The 14,360-nt window shown below is 41.5% G+C and carries 19 protein-coding genes; 2 read left to right on the top strand and 17 right to left on the bottom strand.

Annotated features, from left to right (window positions below):
* The first annotated feature begins 251 nt into the window (after positions 1-251).
* Together PY364_RS28640 and PY364_RS28635 are read left to right on the top strand one after the other, a co-directional pair.
* Positions 252-2,876, top strand: a complete 2,625-nt coding sequence (locus PY364_RS28640; protein WP_275571103.1) for a HEAT repeat domain-containing protein — start codon at positions 252-254, stop codon at positions 2,874-2,876.
* 91 nt (positions 2,877-2,967) lie between these two features.
* Entirely contained in the window at positions 2,968-3,315 is a 348-nt protein-coding gene (locus PY364_RS28635) for a transposase (RefSeq protein ID WP_275571102.1), read from the top strand.
* Positions 3,316-3,884: 569 nt separating this feature from the next.
* Here PY364_RS28635 and PY364_RS28630 read toward each other — a convergent pair.
* From PY364_RS28630 to PY364_RS28550, 17 genes are all read right to left on the bottom strand, one after another.
* Positions 3,885-4,562 carry a pentapeptide repeat-containing protein gene (locus PY364_RS28630; protein ID WP_275571101.1) on the bottom strand — a complete coding sequence of 226 codons (678 nt, stop codon included), beginning with the start codon at positions 4,560-4,562 and terminating at the stop codon, positions 3,885-3,887.
* A 761-nt stretch (positions 4,563-5,323) separates the two neighbouring features.
* Entirely contained in the window at positions 5,324-7,363 is a 2,040-nt protein-coding gene (locus PY364_RS28625; protein ID WP_275571100.1) for an FtsK/SpoIIIE domain-containing protein, read from the bottom strand.
* On the bottom strand, positions 7,353-7,721 hold the full coding sequence (locus PY364_RS28620; protein WP_275571099.1) for a hypothetical protein: 369 nt from the start codon (positions 7,719-7,721) through the stop codon (positions 7,353-7,355). The genes PY364_RS28625 and PY364_RS28620 overlap by 11 nt, the downstream gene beginning before the upstream one ends.
* A gap of 2 nt (positions 7,722-7,723) precedes the next feature.
* The gene (locus PY364_RS28615) at positions 7,724-8,227 is read right to left on the bottom strand and encodes a hypothetical protein (protein WP_275571098.1); all 504 of its coding nucleotides are present in this window, start codon (positions 8,225-8,227) and stop codon (positions 7,724-7,726) included.
* A 93-nt stretch (positions 8,228-8,320) separates the two neighbouring features.
* Positions 8,321-8,833 carry a CAP domain-containing protein gene (locus tag PY364_RS28610; protein ID WP_275571097.1) on the bottom strand — a complete coding sequence of 171 codons (513 nt, stop codon included), beginning with the start codon at positions 8,831-8,833 and terminating at the stop codon, positions 8,321-8,323.
* Between the two features lie 3 nt (positions 8,834-8,836).
* A complete protein-coding gene (locus PY364_RS28605; protein WP_275571096.1) occupies positions 8,837-9,001 on the bottom strand; it encodes a hypothetical protein in 165 nt (54 codons plus the stop codon).
* Positions 8,998-9,156 carry a hypothetical protein gene (locus PY364_RS28600; RefSeq protein WP_275571095.1) on the bottom strand — a complete coding sequence of 53 codons (159 nt, stop codon included), beginning with the start codon at positions 9,154-9,156 and terminating at the stop codon, positions 8,998-9,000. Before PY364_RS28600 ends, PY364_RS28605 begins: the two co-directional genes overlap by 4 nt.
* A gap of 458 nt (positions 9,157-9,614) precedes the next feature.
* Positions 9,615-9,905, bottom strand: a complete 291-nt coding sequence (locus PY364_RS28595; RefSeq protein ID WP_275571094.1) for a hypothetical protein — start codon at positions 9,903-9,905, stop codon at positions 9,615-9,617.
* Between the two features lie 44 nt (positions 9,906-9,949).
* A complete protein-coding gene (locus PY364_RS28590; protein WP_275571093.1) occupies positions 9,950-10,786 on the bottom strand; it encodes a PspA/IM30 family protein in 837 nt (278 codons plus the stop codon).
* 4 nt (positions 10,787-10,790) lie between these two features.
* Positions 10,791-11,393 (bottom strand): rhomboid family intramembrane serine protease, encoded by a 603-nt coding sequence (locus PY364_RS28585; protein ID WP_275571092.1) that lies wholly within the window; start codon positions 11,391-11,393, stop codon positions 10,791-10,793.
* Complete coding sequence (locus PY364_RS28580) at positions 11,390-11,557, bottom strand: hypothetical protein (protein ID WP_275571091.1); 168 nt, start codon at positions 11,555-11,557, stop codon at positions 11,390-11,392. Before PY364_RS28580 ends, PY364_RS28585 begins: the two co-directional genes overlap by 4 nt.
* Before the next feature lie 99 nt (positions 11,558-11,656).
* Positions 11,657-11,893 carry a hypothetical protein gene (locus PY364_RS28575; RefSeq protein WP_275571090.1) on the bottom strand — a complete coding sequence of 79 codons (237 nt, stop codon included), beginning with the start codon at positions 11,891-11,893 and terminating at the stop codon, positions 11,657-11,659.
* Complete coding sequence (locus tag PY364_RS28570; protein WP_275571089.1) at positions 11,890-12,123, bottom strand: hypothetical protein; 234 nt, start codon at positions 12,121-12,123, stop codon at positions 11,890-11,892. The genes PY364_RS28575 and PY364_RS28570 overlap by 4 nt, the downstream gene beginning before the upstream one ends.
* Before the next feature lies 1 nt (position 12,124).
* Entirely contained in the window at positions 12,125-12,382 is a 258-nt protein-coding gene (locus PY364_RS28565; protein WP_275571088.1) for a hypothetical protein, read from the bottom strand.
* A 4-nt stretch (positions 12,383-12,386) separates the two neighbouring features.
* The gene (locus PY364_RS28560; protein WP_275571087.1) at positions 12,387-12,599 is read right to left on the bottom strand and encodes a hypothetical protein; all 213 of its coding nucleotides are present in this window, start codon (positions 12,597-12,599) and stop codon (positions 12,387-12,389) included.
* A 186-nt stretch (positions 12,600-12,785) separates the two neighbouring features.
* Positions 12,786-13,448 (bottom strand): hypothetical protein, encoded by a 663-nt coding sequence (locus PY364_RS28555; RefSeq protein ID WP_275571086.1) that lies wholly within the window; start codon positions 13,446-13,448, stop codon positions 12,786-12,788.
* Between the two features lie 244 nt (positions 13,449-13,692).
* Positions 13,693-14,360: group II intron maturase-specific domain-containing protein (locus tag PY364_RS28550; protein WP_275571085.1), on the bottom strand; the 668-nt coding region annotated here is incomplete at its 5' end.

The following is a 14,360-nucleotide window of genomic DNA, read 5'->3' as shown; positions in this document are numbered from 1 at the left end:
CCTTGCCGAAAGTTCTTTTTTCAGGCATAAGCGTGCCTGTAGTCAACGGGAACACCACCTTATGTGGTTGATTTTTCGTACTTGACAAGGCTAGTAGATCTAAATATCAATAATTTTAAAGGAAAAGTTTGCCGTTGTGGCAATCTTTTCCCTTAAGTCACAGTAATGCCTTGATTAAGCGACTGTTAAGTATTTCAAACGCAGATAACCTCGGCTCACTTAAGGATAACCGCGGGCTAGTTTTGGAAACTTTGGAGAAAATTATCGTTGACAATCAGGACGTAATTGAATATATAACTGAGTTTCTGTACTCCAGCCAAGATGAGGGTGTTTGTTTAGAAGCTATCTCTATTTTAAAAAAAATTGCCCCTATCAACAGAGGCGCTATTAGCGTTCTAGCTCAATTACTTCACCCTAGTCAGAATAAGGATATTCGCCTAGAAGCAGCTTTAAGCTTGGCAGAAATTGATATTGGTAATTTTCAAGCACTTGCAGCTCTGATTGAGCTACTTCAAACTTACCTTAAAGCAGAAAATTATTTATCAAACTGGGGTGAAGTTTGGCGAATTAAGTCTGCCTTAGCTAATATAAAGCCAGAGCAACTAAAATTAAACAACTCTTTAACAAAACTATTAAGTATAAAGTATGATAATTTAATACGGTTAGAAGCTGCTAATATCTTGTTAAGAATTGGCAATCCTAGAACTAAAGTAAGTCAAACTTTATGGGATTTGGTAGATAAGTCTCAATCTACGTATATTATTACATCGGCTTTAGAAACATTGGCTAAAATTGAAACTGAAAATTTTCAAGGCATCTCCGCACAGATGATCGATATTTTTAAATATTGCTTACAAAATAGCCAGCCAGATGAAAAGGGTTGTCTATTTTATGCAGAAAGATTAGGCAAAATCAACCCTGGTAATTCAGATGCAATTGCTGCATTATTAGAGTTATTACAAACCAGTAAGGATGATGACATTCATAAAAAAGCTATAAAGGCTTTAGGAGAAATAGCTTTTGGCAATTCTCACGTAATCGAGGTTTTGAATAAATTACTACATCCAATTCAAAAGAATTATATCCGCTTTGAAGCAGCAAAAAGCTTGTGGAAAATCAACCCTGATAACTTGGATGTCATTGAAACTTTATTTTACTTGATGGGCTGTAATGAAGAGGTATTGTTACCAAATGAAATAGCCAAGTATTTGGAAGAAATCGCCGTAGGAAACTCATTAGTAATTTCAAGTTTAATGGAACTATTATCAACTGCTCAGGGTGGATGTTGGTGGCTTCCTGAAATCTTAGGCAAAATTGTTGTGCACAGGCAAGAGGCAATTGTTACTATCAAAAAGCTATTACATTCCAATCAAGATGAAGAGAGCCGTTTATTAGCAGCAGAAAGCTTGTTGGAGATCGACCAAGATAATCCAGATGCTGTTAAAGCTCTGACTGAACTCGTAGATAGCACTCAAGATTATAGTATCTGTTGGTGTGCGGCTAAGGACTTATGGAAAATTGGTTACGGAAATGAGAAGACACTTAATATTTTGATTGAGCAGATTTGCGACAGTACCTCTGATGAATATGGGTATAGCTATACTCGTAGCCTGTTGTTGGACAACCTTGCTAAAAACGAAAGCCTGGATGTTATCAATCCTATAATTAATCTTTTTGAAGATACCAGCAAAACCCAAGATGCACGTCTTGGAGCCATCTGGATTTTAAGGGAAATTGGCAATGACTGTTCGGAAGTAATCACTGCCTTAATCCGTTGTCTGAACACAGAACCCGATCTTGAAATTCGTCGTTCAGCAGCCTCTACTTTAATAGCAATTAGTGCCGACAATCAAAGATTTGTTGATATCTTAACTGATTTACGGGACACTGACCCAGATCCGAAAATCTGTTGCATGGCTGCAAATACTCTGCTAGAGAGTAGCCCAGGCAACCGAAAACTGCTCGAGCAAGCTATTGAAGCTTTGACTAAGTGGTTGTTATACATTTCTCAGTTTGAGGATGAGCGTCTAGATACTGCTAAAAATCTGGAGCAAATCGATCCTGGCAACCCAGATGCTATCAACGTAATGGTTGAAGTGCTGCTTTTCAGCGAAGATTGGGAAGGTATAGAGTATGAGTATTATTATCGTCGTTCAGCGATCGAAAGTGCTGCGGCTCATTTGAAAGACATTCGCAAAATCGAGGGACTTACCATAATAGTCAAACAATTAAAAGACTGGTTGCTAGATAAAAATAATGAAAACGATAAACGACGACGAAGTGTATGTTTAGAAGTTCTGTTGCACTGTGCTCAGAATATGTCTTACCTAGACTTTTATCAAGTATGGCACAGTCAACTTACTTCCACCCATCCTGAAACACCAGACAACATTCCTGTTGGTAACTCTGCTGAAGCTCAAATCCTCGAACTCCAAAACATAAATTTCAAGCAACTGCAATCTACTGACTACACTTTTCCGTTGATAATCAACTTACTATCTTTCAAAGAAGAGACAGAACAAGAAGCGATCGCGCAAAAACTCTGCAATAAAATCTACAAGCATCAGGCTGTCGAAATTCCAGGGAAACCCCCCACAGTCAGAAATGATGCTGAACTTCAACAACACCTCTTCGAGATACAAGAAAAGTTGCAGCACCTAAACCTAGCTTTGGTTTTGTACATCAAAGACGCTAACGATTTTCATGAGCCAACAGAAGAAGCGAGTACATTCTGCCAAAAACTTGCCGATCCAGACTTGGGCATTCACATTGCTTGGATTACCAACCAGTCTCTTAAGCAACCGTTGAAGGATATTCAACCTGATCTACCAAAGCTGATTAGCAAGATTCAAAGCTGGATTGATGAAATTGTATAGAATTACATCTTGGTTTCTTACACCCAGTTGCTAGACGCACCATTACATAAGTTACTCGATCTGGCTCAAGCCACTCGCGAAGCAGTGAGTAGTGGCTCAAGTTGAGTGTAATATCCCCAAAATTACCATCTTGTTAGACCACGGATATCATCCCGACCATCTGACAGATGAATTAAAAAAAATCTACCCACATATCCTGACCAAAATTAAGTTTGAACTCTCAGAGGAACCCTCAAAAAAACAAAAAGAAGCTCTAGGAAAATCGGGATTTGTTCCAGTAAAAGCGAGGTGGATTATCGAACGCTCAAATGCTTGGATAGAAAGGTGTAAAATCCTCACGAAGAATTTCGAGAGAACGTTGGATAACGCAACTGCCAAACTGAATCTTTGTTTTGTTAGGTTGATGATGAAGAGACTGGCATCTTCATCATCAATCTAATAAAACACAATGTTTTGAGGGTAATTTTACATCAATAAAATCATGCAAGGACAACCAATAGCCTTTCCCTGTTGTGCTTGAAACTGCATCACCTCCAAAAAAAAGCTAATTGGATGCCGATTGCCTGTGGTGCTCGCCAGTGCCCGTGACTGAACCGATCGCGATCGCTATAATGCTTAAACGATCACCCCTTGTTGAGAGATCGTCCGTGAGTGGCCAATTGCTCGCAGCCGGAGCTGATCGCACAGGACTCAGGCGATCATCAAAAAAATCTCAAATGGGTTCTATAGAGGCACACTCCAAATAAGGCCCTATCGCGATCGCCCTTCTCACCCGCTGATAAAAACCGAGACAGCAAATATCGGGGACTCTCATAGCGACGGATCGGGTTTTTATAATCCGAAATCATCTTTGATGGGATTAGGATAGCCGCTGCTACAGGGGAGGCTTTGAGTGCGGCTGACTATGCTAAAGCTGCTCGTCAATTACAGTTAGAGGCACGGAAAATGGGCAATTTTTTGAAGAATATGATGTTTTGCTGACTCCCACCCTTTCTCAACCTCCAGTTCCTATTGGTTCACTTCCACCGCAACGGAGAACTGTCCTTGTGTCAGCTTAGCCCCGGTTAAGTTAGCTCCAGTCAGGTTAGCGTCATCAAAACTCGCCCCTCTTAAATCGGCAAAGCTCAAATTCGCGCCTGTCAAATCTGCCTTGTCCAAGCAAGCGTCATTTAAGGAAGCCTTAAAAAGATTAGCCCCTCTGAGGTTAGCAAGGCTGAGATTAGCCCTAGTTAGGAGAGTTCTATGCAGAGAACTCAGACTCAGATTGGCTTCATTCAAAGAGGCATCGCTCAAGTCAGCCGACGTTAAGTCCGCTCCACTAAAATTTACCCCACTCAGATTAGCCCAATTGAATTTAACGTAACTTAAATTGCATTGACTCAAGTTCTGCTTAACAAGAACAGCACACCTCAAATTAGCGTTGGCGAAATTCCTTTCACCTGCTGCGTATCGCCTCAAAAGTTCATTCGTACTCAATCTAGCTAACAAGGCAGTGGAAGCTCCTTGATAACACCAGGACGCTCCTACCAAGTTAGCCGCCGCGTTCACAGCTTCTTTGTCAGATGAAGGTACGACAATAGCGTTGCAACCATCCCATTCACCACCGAGCATAAATGCAATCTCAGAAGCAGCAGCGGCACAGTCAAACAACAAAACGTCACTTGTACTACCTGAGAATAACTTCATACTCGTCAATTGGTTTAGGGCGGAGGAAAATCGTTTTTGTAGAATGTTTTTCATCAATAATGTCTCGTGAGGTAAGAAATAGCCACCATAATCGAGCGATCGCTCGCATCCAAATTGTGCCTAATGCCAGCCTCTGTATCCGTAGGGTATCTCTACTTGGCGAGTAGAGATTTCTCTCCTATTCTTCAAAAAACGGCAAGCGCAACAGAACATAGTCCCGTTTGCCTGACAAAGAAGTGCTCGCGCATCCTTGCAACACCCGCTCAAAAGTCGCCGCATCAATCCCAGTCGTATCCCGATATTTAGCTACCTTCTCACCCTTGATATCCGTTCTGTTAGAAAATAAATGCTCAAATCCTTGCTGGCTCTACAGTTGAAAATTTGGCTCTGATTTTTGTTTTCCGAGAGTGACAAAATAGAGATATCGTGCGCTCGCAACGAGTTTCATTGTTAATTTCTCACTTTGCTAGTAATTTCCTTAAACCTTTTCTTAAGAAATAAGTGCATCTTTTCCCTCTGATTTTTACTCAACCATAAAAACTTATTATGTAAAGCCTTATGACAAAGCAAACATACCCCAAAAATATCCTCACCAATTTTCTCTTTACCTAAATTTTTATAGCTTGCATGATGACTCTCTGCTGAGGGAGCGAGACAAATACAGCACTTATTGTCAGTTGCAGCGCGACACTTTATTGAAAGCTGTTTCCATTTTTTAGATTTGAGGTATCTTTGGTATTTGAGAGAATGTAACTTCAACTTTAACACTCAAACCCTTCACCACTAAGAATAGTTTTATATTGGTTTTCAGCAGCTTTATATCGTAAATCTGTCCCACTCCTTTCTAACCCCCAAACCTCTTTAATAGTCCGAATTTTCCCAATTCCAGAGTATTTATAATCTAACACCACATCTTTAAGGTGTGGAGAAATTTCGTCAGTAGGATTAGGGAATTCCCAGTTTTTTGGCAGTAAAGACTGTGGAGATGTGGAGACTGTAGATTCTGTGGAATCGATGTGCATCAAAGGTTCCAGCGTGTGGAAACCCGAATGTGGAGAGTGTGGAGATGTGGAGACTTCACCAGCATCCTCAAGCTCTGCATCAGCCACTTGAGAAATCCAAACTGCTCTATCTCTAGGTGCAGATGGTGGACTGCAATCATTACTAATGGTAGCCTTTTGAGAACTCATACCCCCATATTGAGATGATTCCTGAACTTTGTCAAAAGATAAATATTGCACTGGATTACAATAACAACTTTGAACCCGCGTTAACCTCCCAGCAATCCTCACCAACATATCACCCTTCCCCAGTAATTCCTCACCCCCAGGGATAGCAATTGCCGCCTTAGAATTATGGCCATCAATCACCTTAAGACAAACTCTAGCCTGCAAATTTGAAACCACAGCCCGCGATATTTTATCTTCCGTGCAACGTTGCAAAGCCAATATCCAATTAATCCCAAAACTTCGCCACTTTTGCGCTGCGGGTTCCGCCAATTGGTCAAATTGCTGCTTATAAACAGAACTTTTAGCACTCAAGTCCGAGGTTTCATCACTAAATAGAACCAAGCGTGGCATAAGTTCTACTCCCGCCAATTGGCAATACTCTTGATAATTAGAAACTCCGTTCGCTCTAAAAATAGCTTTACGATTTTCCATCTCATCATTAACGGCTTCGATTAGCCTTAAAGCACCTTCAGGTTCATAACTAGGTTTCCTCCACAGCCAAGGAATATTACCCCAAGTTCGTTCTGGAAATGTCTCTTCTTTCAAGTCAACAATAACGAGCTGCACCTCAGTCGGCTGATGCCGTAGAATCAAAGAAAGAGCAGCGCTTTGTAGTGTCACACTTTTGCCAGAACCAGATTCACCAACTACTAACCAATGAGCAGAATAAGGCTCATCTAAATCCCCAAAAACAGGTTGAAAATTAATATCAACTCCTATAAGCATCGACATTTTCCCTTTTTGCGCTGCTGGTAAATATGGCAAAACACTCTCTAACGGGATAAGTTGACGGTCAATGCGAGGTAGCTCAATTTGAACACCTTTAGAAGAAGGATTAACTAAAGGCTTTTGTTCTAAACCCAAAAAAGTTTGAAGTTCTGCTGTACAGTTAGCAATTTTCGCAACAGTCGCTGGAGCCTCCGGTAATAGATAAAGAGCTACCGTACTCGGCCCCGTAACTACCTCCAGACATTGCGCTTCTATGCCATACATTTTTAAAACCCGTAAGACATTGGTAGTAATGTCGGGTGAATAAGGGGAAGGGGAAGGGGGAAGAGAAGATTTTTCTTCTTCTACCCCCCTTCCTGTTGAGTCCTGTGTGGAGGAAAAGCTAAACGTATTTGGGGAATGCGTTGCTAATTGTGCTTGAGATTGAGATGCAGACGGGTTCCCCTGAGCGGTTCCCGAAGAGTTGTCCAAAGATTGAGAAAGCTTACTCATCAAAATCTGTTCAGTAGCGCTTTTAGCCATCTGCTCCTGTACAGCTTGCCGATGAGCAAAAATTTTGCGGCGTTTCTCCCGTTCCATACGAGCAAGAGGTTCATCGTGGGCCGCAATTGCACCACCAATCACTAAAACCACACCACTAAGTGATTGGAAAATAAAACTACAATTGTTCGCTACCCGATGAGTAGCATCCTTGGAATTGGAGTATAAAAATGGAACCAGCGACCAAACCGCAACATTGACACCAATTAACGTAATTCCAGCAGTATAAATACAGTAACGAATCCCATTTGACACCCACTGTCGTTCAATACCAATTTCAAAATCTAATTCTTTACTCTCCATTACCCCTACCCAACCAATAAACCATTAAAAATCCTACTAACACCAGCACCACTGCTAACCCACCCAACCAGTACAAAGCAATAATCCGATGCAAAGCAAAAGCAAAAATTGTCACCGTACTAATTAAACAAATTAAACAGAGAATAGCTCCCCCTCTCACATCAGTGGGTTTAACTGCAATTGCATTCCCCACAGTTTCATCAAATAGAAGAGAAATAGTAGTCGCTAAAATTAAAATTATCAATGCCGCGTAGGAAAAACTTTGGATTTCCCTATAAAACTTGCTGTAGTAACACGCGGCACTGAGCGGGCCAGAAAGAAGAAAAAACATCCCTCCAGCCATCAGTGCTTTCGACATTATTAGAAACCTCCCACCTTTTCGTAACGGTCAGCATCTAAATGAATTTGCATCCGAGCGCTATCAACCGAGCCTTGCAAAGCGTAGGCGTTTTGATTGTGCCCAATTGCCATGTTTGCAGCCGCAGAACCAAATTGGGCGTTAGCTTGTTGTTTAGCAAATTCCGCCTGCATCCGCTTAGTTTGATAGGAACCGTAAGCTCCCACCAGTTCAGCAGATTTAACCTCTATTTCTGCCGCAGCTTGCAGAACTTTTTTGGCATTTTCTACCTTTTCGCCAACAACTTTAGCACCTTGCTCGGCTTGCATTGCCGCAGCCTTAGTTGCCATTGCCAGCACTTTATCCTGCTTGATAGCAGGCACTATAAACCCTGGCAACTGCTTAACCTTACTAGGGTCTAAATCGCTCTGATAAGGCTTAAGCAAATGGCTGGGTGTCAGGTTATCAATCTGATTCTGAGATATCCCAGAATGTCGTTTACCAAACAGTGATTGAACAAAATTCATACAGCTTTCCTCCAATCTTGTACGTTACCGTTGCTATCAACTTAAACCCGTTCCATAACAACGGGGGCGCTCTTGCCCCAAATGTCAATGTATTCATCGAGCAAAAAGTTGAGTGAAGTAAATTTTACCCTGTTTATTTCTGGCAACTCCTACACCAATTTGGCTGTAATTACCGAGCAGATTTTTATTATGACCATCACTTTTCTTCCACCCATTCATAGCAGTTGTAGCTGGATTTTTAGAGCCATAATTCATCGCCACATTTTCAGCAATACTTTCAACTCCCAAGTAAATTTTGGCTGTTTGTGCGCGACAGTTAAACCCCCCATGACCAAACCCAACTCGTCCTAAAGCCATATCTTCGCTATGCTTTCTTGCTAACGTTGACAACCGAGGATTAACGAATAATTCGTCTTTGCCTTTATGACTCCGATAATTGTTAGTCAACCAGACAACACTTTCTTTGATTGTGCTTAATTTTGCTGATTTCTCCGAGTGCGATTTTAGGTTTGGCTGCGATACCGCTTCTCGAACAATATCGCAGCCAGCTATCCCAAAGCAGGATAAACCTATTAGTATTAATAACCCCGATGCTTTTCTCTTCATTTTTTAAACCTTCAAAGTCTCAACGAAAACTCGATTATTTGGAGAACCTAATGGCAGTAAAGATGGTAGAGCAGGTATTACAAGTATCGCTATTCTCATCAAAATAAAACCTACTCCTACCAAAGCAAATCCATTCTTAACGCCAGACATAATTTCTTTGTTGGTCATTGGCAATTTTGAGGTTTATGTTGACGATTAAAAGTTTGAGAAATCCAACTTTTTGCCGCAGCAAGGGGGTTATTTTCAAACTTACCTCGAAGTTCCCAACCAGACCAAGTACCAACAAAGAAACCAAAGACTAAAACAAACATCCAGACTTTCATGTTTACTTCCTATTAATCAAATTACGGGTGTGAGTTACGAAGTGAATTACTCGGTGAACTATTCTGTGACTCTGGTAGCGTTCGCATTCTTCCCAGCGTGTAGCATAACGCTATTCCACTTGCTGCTATTAGCAGCAAAACCAACCAATTTGATATCTTGTTATCCATTGATGCAACTACCTAAACTTATTCAAGTTGCTAACGAGACTTAGACAAAACCGAGCCGGAAAACAGGCTTAAACTTAGTCATAGAAAAAGTTTGAGTTTGATTGATGCTTTTTCTGGCTGTGACTGAGTTTGAGCCTGCTAAAACCCCCTATAACCCTATTAGCTGCGATTTGTCTAGGGTTTTTACAGTACAGGCACAATGACTGAGTTTGAAGTTTCTAAAGACTGAGTTTGAGCCTCCTAAAACCCCCTATAACCTAAATCGTGCCAGAGAGGGATAGAGCCTGATTTTAGCTCCTAATTTCTCTAACTTCCGCTAATAAACTTGTTTCATACAAGCAGTTAGCAATATCTTCATGCGGTCGATTTTCGCGTAACTGAATTAGCAGAAATATGATGGTTGTTCCAATTGCAAAAAATGTGTCATAGTCACTGCGATAGCCGTATATTGCGTGCCATAATTTACCAATTTCAGTCCCTAAATCCGAATCCCTATTCAACTCTGCATTGTATTCGGCAGATTCTACAATGCTCTTGACAAAATCTATGTTTTCCTTAGTGAGTCTGATTGCGTATCCCATACAATTCCTAATTGCTTCCTTTGTAAGTTGACACCTAGCTATTCCTACCTAAAATTCAGTTCAAGCTGACGAAATTGCTCTTCAAAATCAGTTGGAGCAATGGGAGGAATAGGAGGAATAGGAGTAATGGGTGCAATAGGAGGAATCACATTAGCTGAGCTATTGGAAGTAACAGCAGTAGTGACAATACGAGTGTATTTTGAAGGAATGCTAGTAGCTGGCGGTAAAGAGTGGCGATTTTCCCATTCAGCTAATTGCTGTTGCGTTGTACTGTGTGCTTCCAATCGTAAAAAATCGCCCTCATTAATGCTATTTTGATTGAGCAATCCAGCAGCACGAGTTTGATATTCAAACTGCTTAATTCGATTCGCTAACTCATCAAATTGACCAAAAGCAGTTCCAAATTCCCCAGACAAAGCCTTATCCAATTCCTGCTGAGTTTTTGCAGCCCGCACCCGCATCGTCAACTCAGCTTTTTGATTTTTATACTGACTGACTTTAGCCGACAAATCTTCATACCGCACCCGATATTCCTCAAATTTGGGAGCTATTATTGCCAGAGAATTAGACAAACTCTGTTGCAGCGCAATCGCTTCCTGCTTTTTCATGGCTGCGTGTTGAGCAAGCTGTATATTACGTGCCTGCACTGCCAATAAGCCTCGCTGATGCCATACTGAAATCTCTTTATTTACAGCAGCTAGCTTGTCTTGAGTTTCCATGTAAGCAGCACCAACGTTGGCAATCGCATTCTTGTGCTGAATTAACTCACGCTGCATCTGTTCAATTGTCTGATTCAGCATCAATTCTGGGTCTTCGTGAGCGGTTAAAAAGCTCCCAACTTTAGCTTTGATTATGTTTAAAACTCGATTGCCGATTCCCATTAAATTATTCCTCCAAATTTTGTTGATTGAATGGTTTAATAAATGCTGCTACAACACCGGCGATTGCTCCCCCTAAATGCCCTTGCCAAGAAATACCTCTGGGTACAAGTCCCGGAACCATCCCTGGCCATAATTCTCCCCACATTTTCACTGTTAAGTAAGACGTAACCGCCATGATAGTAAACTGCCCAAAACCCTTAGCTGACGGTTGTTTAAACGTGGAGAATAGAACGGGTAATGTCCGAATAATCAGGTAAGACCAAAGCCCGTAAATAACACCGGAAGCACCGACTGCTACTGTTCCAGGTGGGGTAATCGCCCAAGCAATTAAACCCCCCAGAATTACACAAAACCAAAATACAAAAGGGAAGTTTTTCCAACAGAGAACAGACAGAGGAAGGTAAGCAAAAGTGTTGCCGATTAGGTGTAACCAACCTGCGTGAAGGAAAGGGCAAGTTATAATCCCAACTAAGTAGATTCCTCCTACACCTGTGTACAGGCCAAACCTTCTCAATTCCCCGGCATATATTTCCTCATTTGCTATCTGTATTGCCCACATCAAGGCGAGATACACAACTTGCGGTGATGTGAGTATTTTGCTAATCATTGTGGGATACTACCCTGCTGATGTTTGGCATTTCCACCCCCAAAGATTAGACTAAAGAAATCAGAAAATGGGTTAGCCTGAGCTAACTTTTGAGGTGAGGGATTAGCTGTTGATAAAAGGTAAAAAGCTAATCCTAGTAAGACTATTGGCGTTAGATATTTCATGGTATGGTTGGTAAAACTGGTAAAATTCAGGTTTTTTGGGAAGGATTGCTGCCACAATACAAACAACAGCAATCCAGCACAATGAATGTGGTTGCATGATTAGCTTTTGACGGAATTAGAGGGAGCAAAAGAGGATTCTATAGGTTGGCGATTGCCATTACGATTACCGCCGCCAGAACCATCACCAACTTGCAGAAGGCCAATAGCTCCTAAAGCTAGTAAAAATAAAGCTGCACCAGCAAAAATGCCAAAGGATGAAGTGCTCTGAGTTCTTTGCTCCTGTTGAAAGGAAAACCCAGTTTTGAGCGTGTCTTCGTTTTTAAAGGGATTGTTCATTGAATTTCCTCTTCGATTTGAATGTTGTTAGTGTCTTCGATAACAGATGGGTTAGCATCTCTTGGCTGGTAATTATTAGAGAAATGTCCTCTGTTAAATACCAGACTTAGTAACAGAAATGCTCCGAGTACAAATGAGGCAAATTTGTAAGCATTGAATTTGTAAGTTGTAATTTTCTCAGTCTCAACTACTACTCGATGCCTAAGTTCAGTCTTTTTGTCCCAAAACACATTATTTATCACCTCCATTTTCTGGATGTAAAATATGGTTGAACTCAGTTATTTGCTGGTATGAAAATGAGCAGAAGTAGAGAGTGCCCGCAATCATCACTAGGCTGGAACAAGCAACCAGAATAGCTATCCAAATATTTAACAACCAGTCTTGTTTGCTACTATCGGAACTTAAGTCTTGTTTACTGTCACTACGCCCCACTCTTAATAAAGTTTCAAGCAGTAGTTTGGCAAGAAACGCTTCCAGAAAATTGGTCATAGATTTACCCCAATCTCATTAAAAAACTGAGTTCCTCCCACATAGAAATTGTGCTTTTAGCCTCCCATATTGTGAAAACGCTTGCTGAGCGTCTCGCCCTGAGCTTGTCGAAGGGTTGCCGAAGCATAGAACGGCAAGCTTTTCTCAGTTTCTGCCAAACAGTTTCGACTGTTTTCACTTCTACTATTACAGCGGAAACATCAACAATTTGCACCATAGTATCCTCCTGTGAAATTAATGAACTTTACTCAACCAAGCCGCATAATTTGAGCAAGTTCTTCTCCATAATTAGAGTTGTCACTTAACCCAGGCTTGATGTTTTTAGAGAGAGCGCGAGCCGTCAATTTGCCAGCTAATCTAGCCAAATAACTAGGAGTACGCCTCTCTTCTTTCAACCGTCTCTCTAACTCACCAACTCGCTTTCTAAGAGCGTCGATTTCCGCACTTTCTCTGCTGATGATTTGTACTTGTCCAGCAGTTCTTTTGAGCTGTGGATGTTGACAGTTGCCGCACTGCTGTAAATCTCGTTTGGGAGTGGCACACCCAAGCTGGTTGCATACTTAGAAGGGTCAAAACTTTCACTATCTGCCAGGAGTTCTTTCTGATTTGCTGCTATTAGCCATTCAGTAAAGTTTTGCTTACCTTGCTGAAGGGTTCTCAAACAACTATCGGCATAGACTGTGACAAGTTGTTCGCCTTTAATTGCCCCCACTACTGCTGCTTGTTCCCGCAATACTTCATCTAGTGTTGAGTTTTGGGCGGAAGCTGCTTTTAAATCGTCAGCAATTGCGTTTGCTGATGATTCGATGTTTTCCTCGCTTTTATTGGTAAGGCTTCCTACTGGGGTTTCCGATGGGGTTTTTGAGGTAGGTGGAGTCGGAGGTAGATTTATTTGTGGTTGTGGCTGTGACGGTGTTGCACTTGCTAATTGGGCAAATATTCTGTCTACTTGTTCTTCTGAAAGTTGGTCAAGATTGGGGTCAATTTCGATATCTGCCATCGCATCTAGGATGTCTTCAATGGGAAGGTTCCACTCTTGACTTAATTGAGATTTGGTGTAGGGCATAGTTGAATGTTTCCTCGCTAAATATTTGTTTTCCCTGTTGGCTTTTGAGAAACTGTGTGATTTTGTTGTATGTCACCCTTCCATAAGTTTTGTACTGGTAAAGGGCGTTTAACAAACGGTGGCACCAGTTAGAGTCGATTAAGGAGTTGCCCCCTCAACCTCTCGTTCAGAACCGGACGTGAGACTTTCACCTCATCCGGCTCCTTGATAATTCCACCCTTGTTATGGGTACGAGTTAGAACGGTTAATCGTCGTGATTCTTGTTTAAGGAACCGTCAGAAACCGTCTTTGTATCGTGGCAATGTCTATGCAGAAGTTGATAGTTATCGTAGGCATCTTTACCGCCTAGACTTTTTGGTTTAATATGGTCAACTTCTACACTGTCTGATTCGGTAAAATACAGACCACAGTGGGAACAACGACCCTTTTGTTTCTTAAGTAATTTGGCTTCCCTTGTGGGAGTACCAGGGTATGTTCCCCTTCGTGCGCTCCAATAAGACCAGTCTCCGTTGTAAGGACTAGCTTCACCTCTTACCTTTATGTGTCTTACTATTTTCGTATCTGAGTGTGAGGTTAATTCATGTCCTTCATTGGTTCTGAAACGTTTGTTAGTACCTACTCTTAACCAGTATTTGTTGTACCAATTCCCGTCCCCTTTTACCCTCGATTTGCCCCAAGCTCGCAACTTGTCATAGATTAAGTGGTCAACCTTTGAGTAGGTTGCCGCACTACAGACTGCTGAGTAATAGTTTGACCAGCCCTTGATAATTGGATTCAGCTTGCTTATTAGTGCAGCTTGTGGGGCGGTTTTATGGGTATCTATTACATCAGCAATCTTGGATAGATGCACCTTTATTTTTGCTTGGGATGGGGTAATTAGTGTGTTAAAACCGAGCGGTATACCATGTGGAT

Origin of the sequence: Kamptonema sp. UHCC 0994 (genome assembly GCF_029167235.1) — a bacterium.
GTDB lineage: Bacteria > Cyanobacteriota > Cyanobacteriia > Cyanobacteriales > Microcoleaceae > Kamptonema.
Note: the sequence above shows the minus strand (reverse complement) of the source record. Positions and strands in the feature narration are given on the sequence as shown.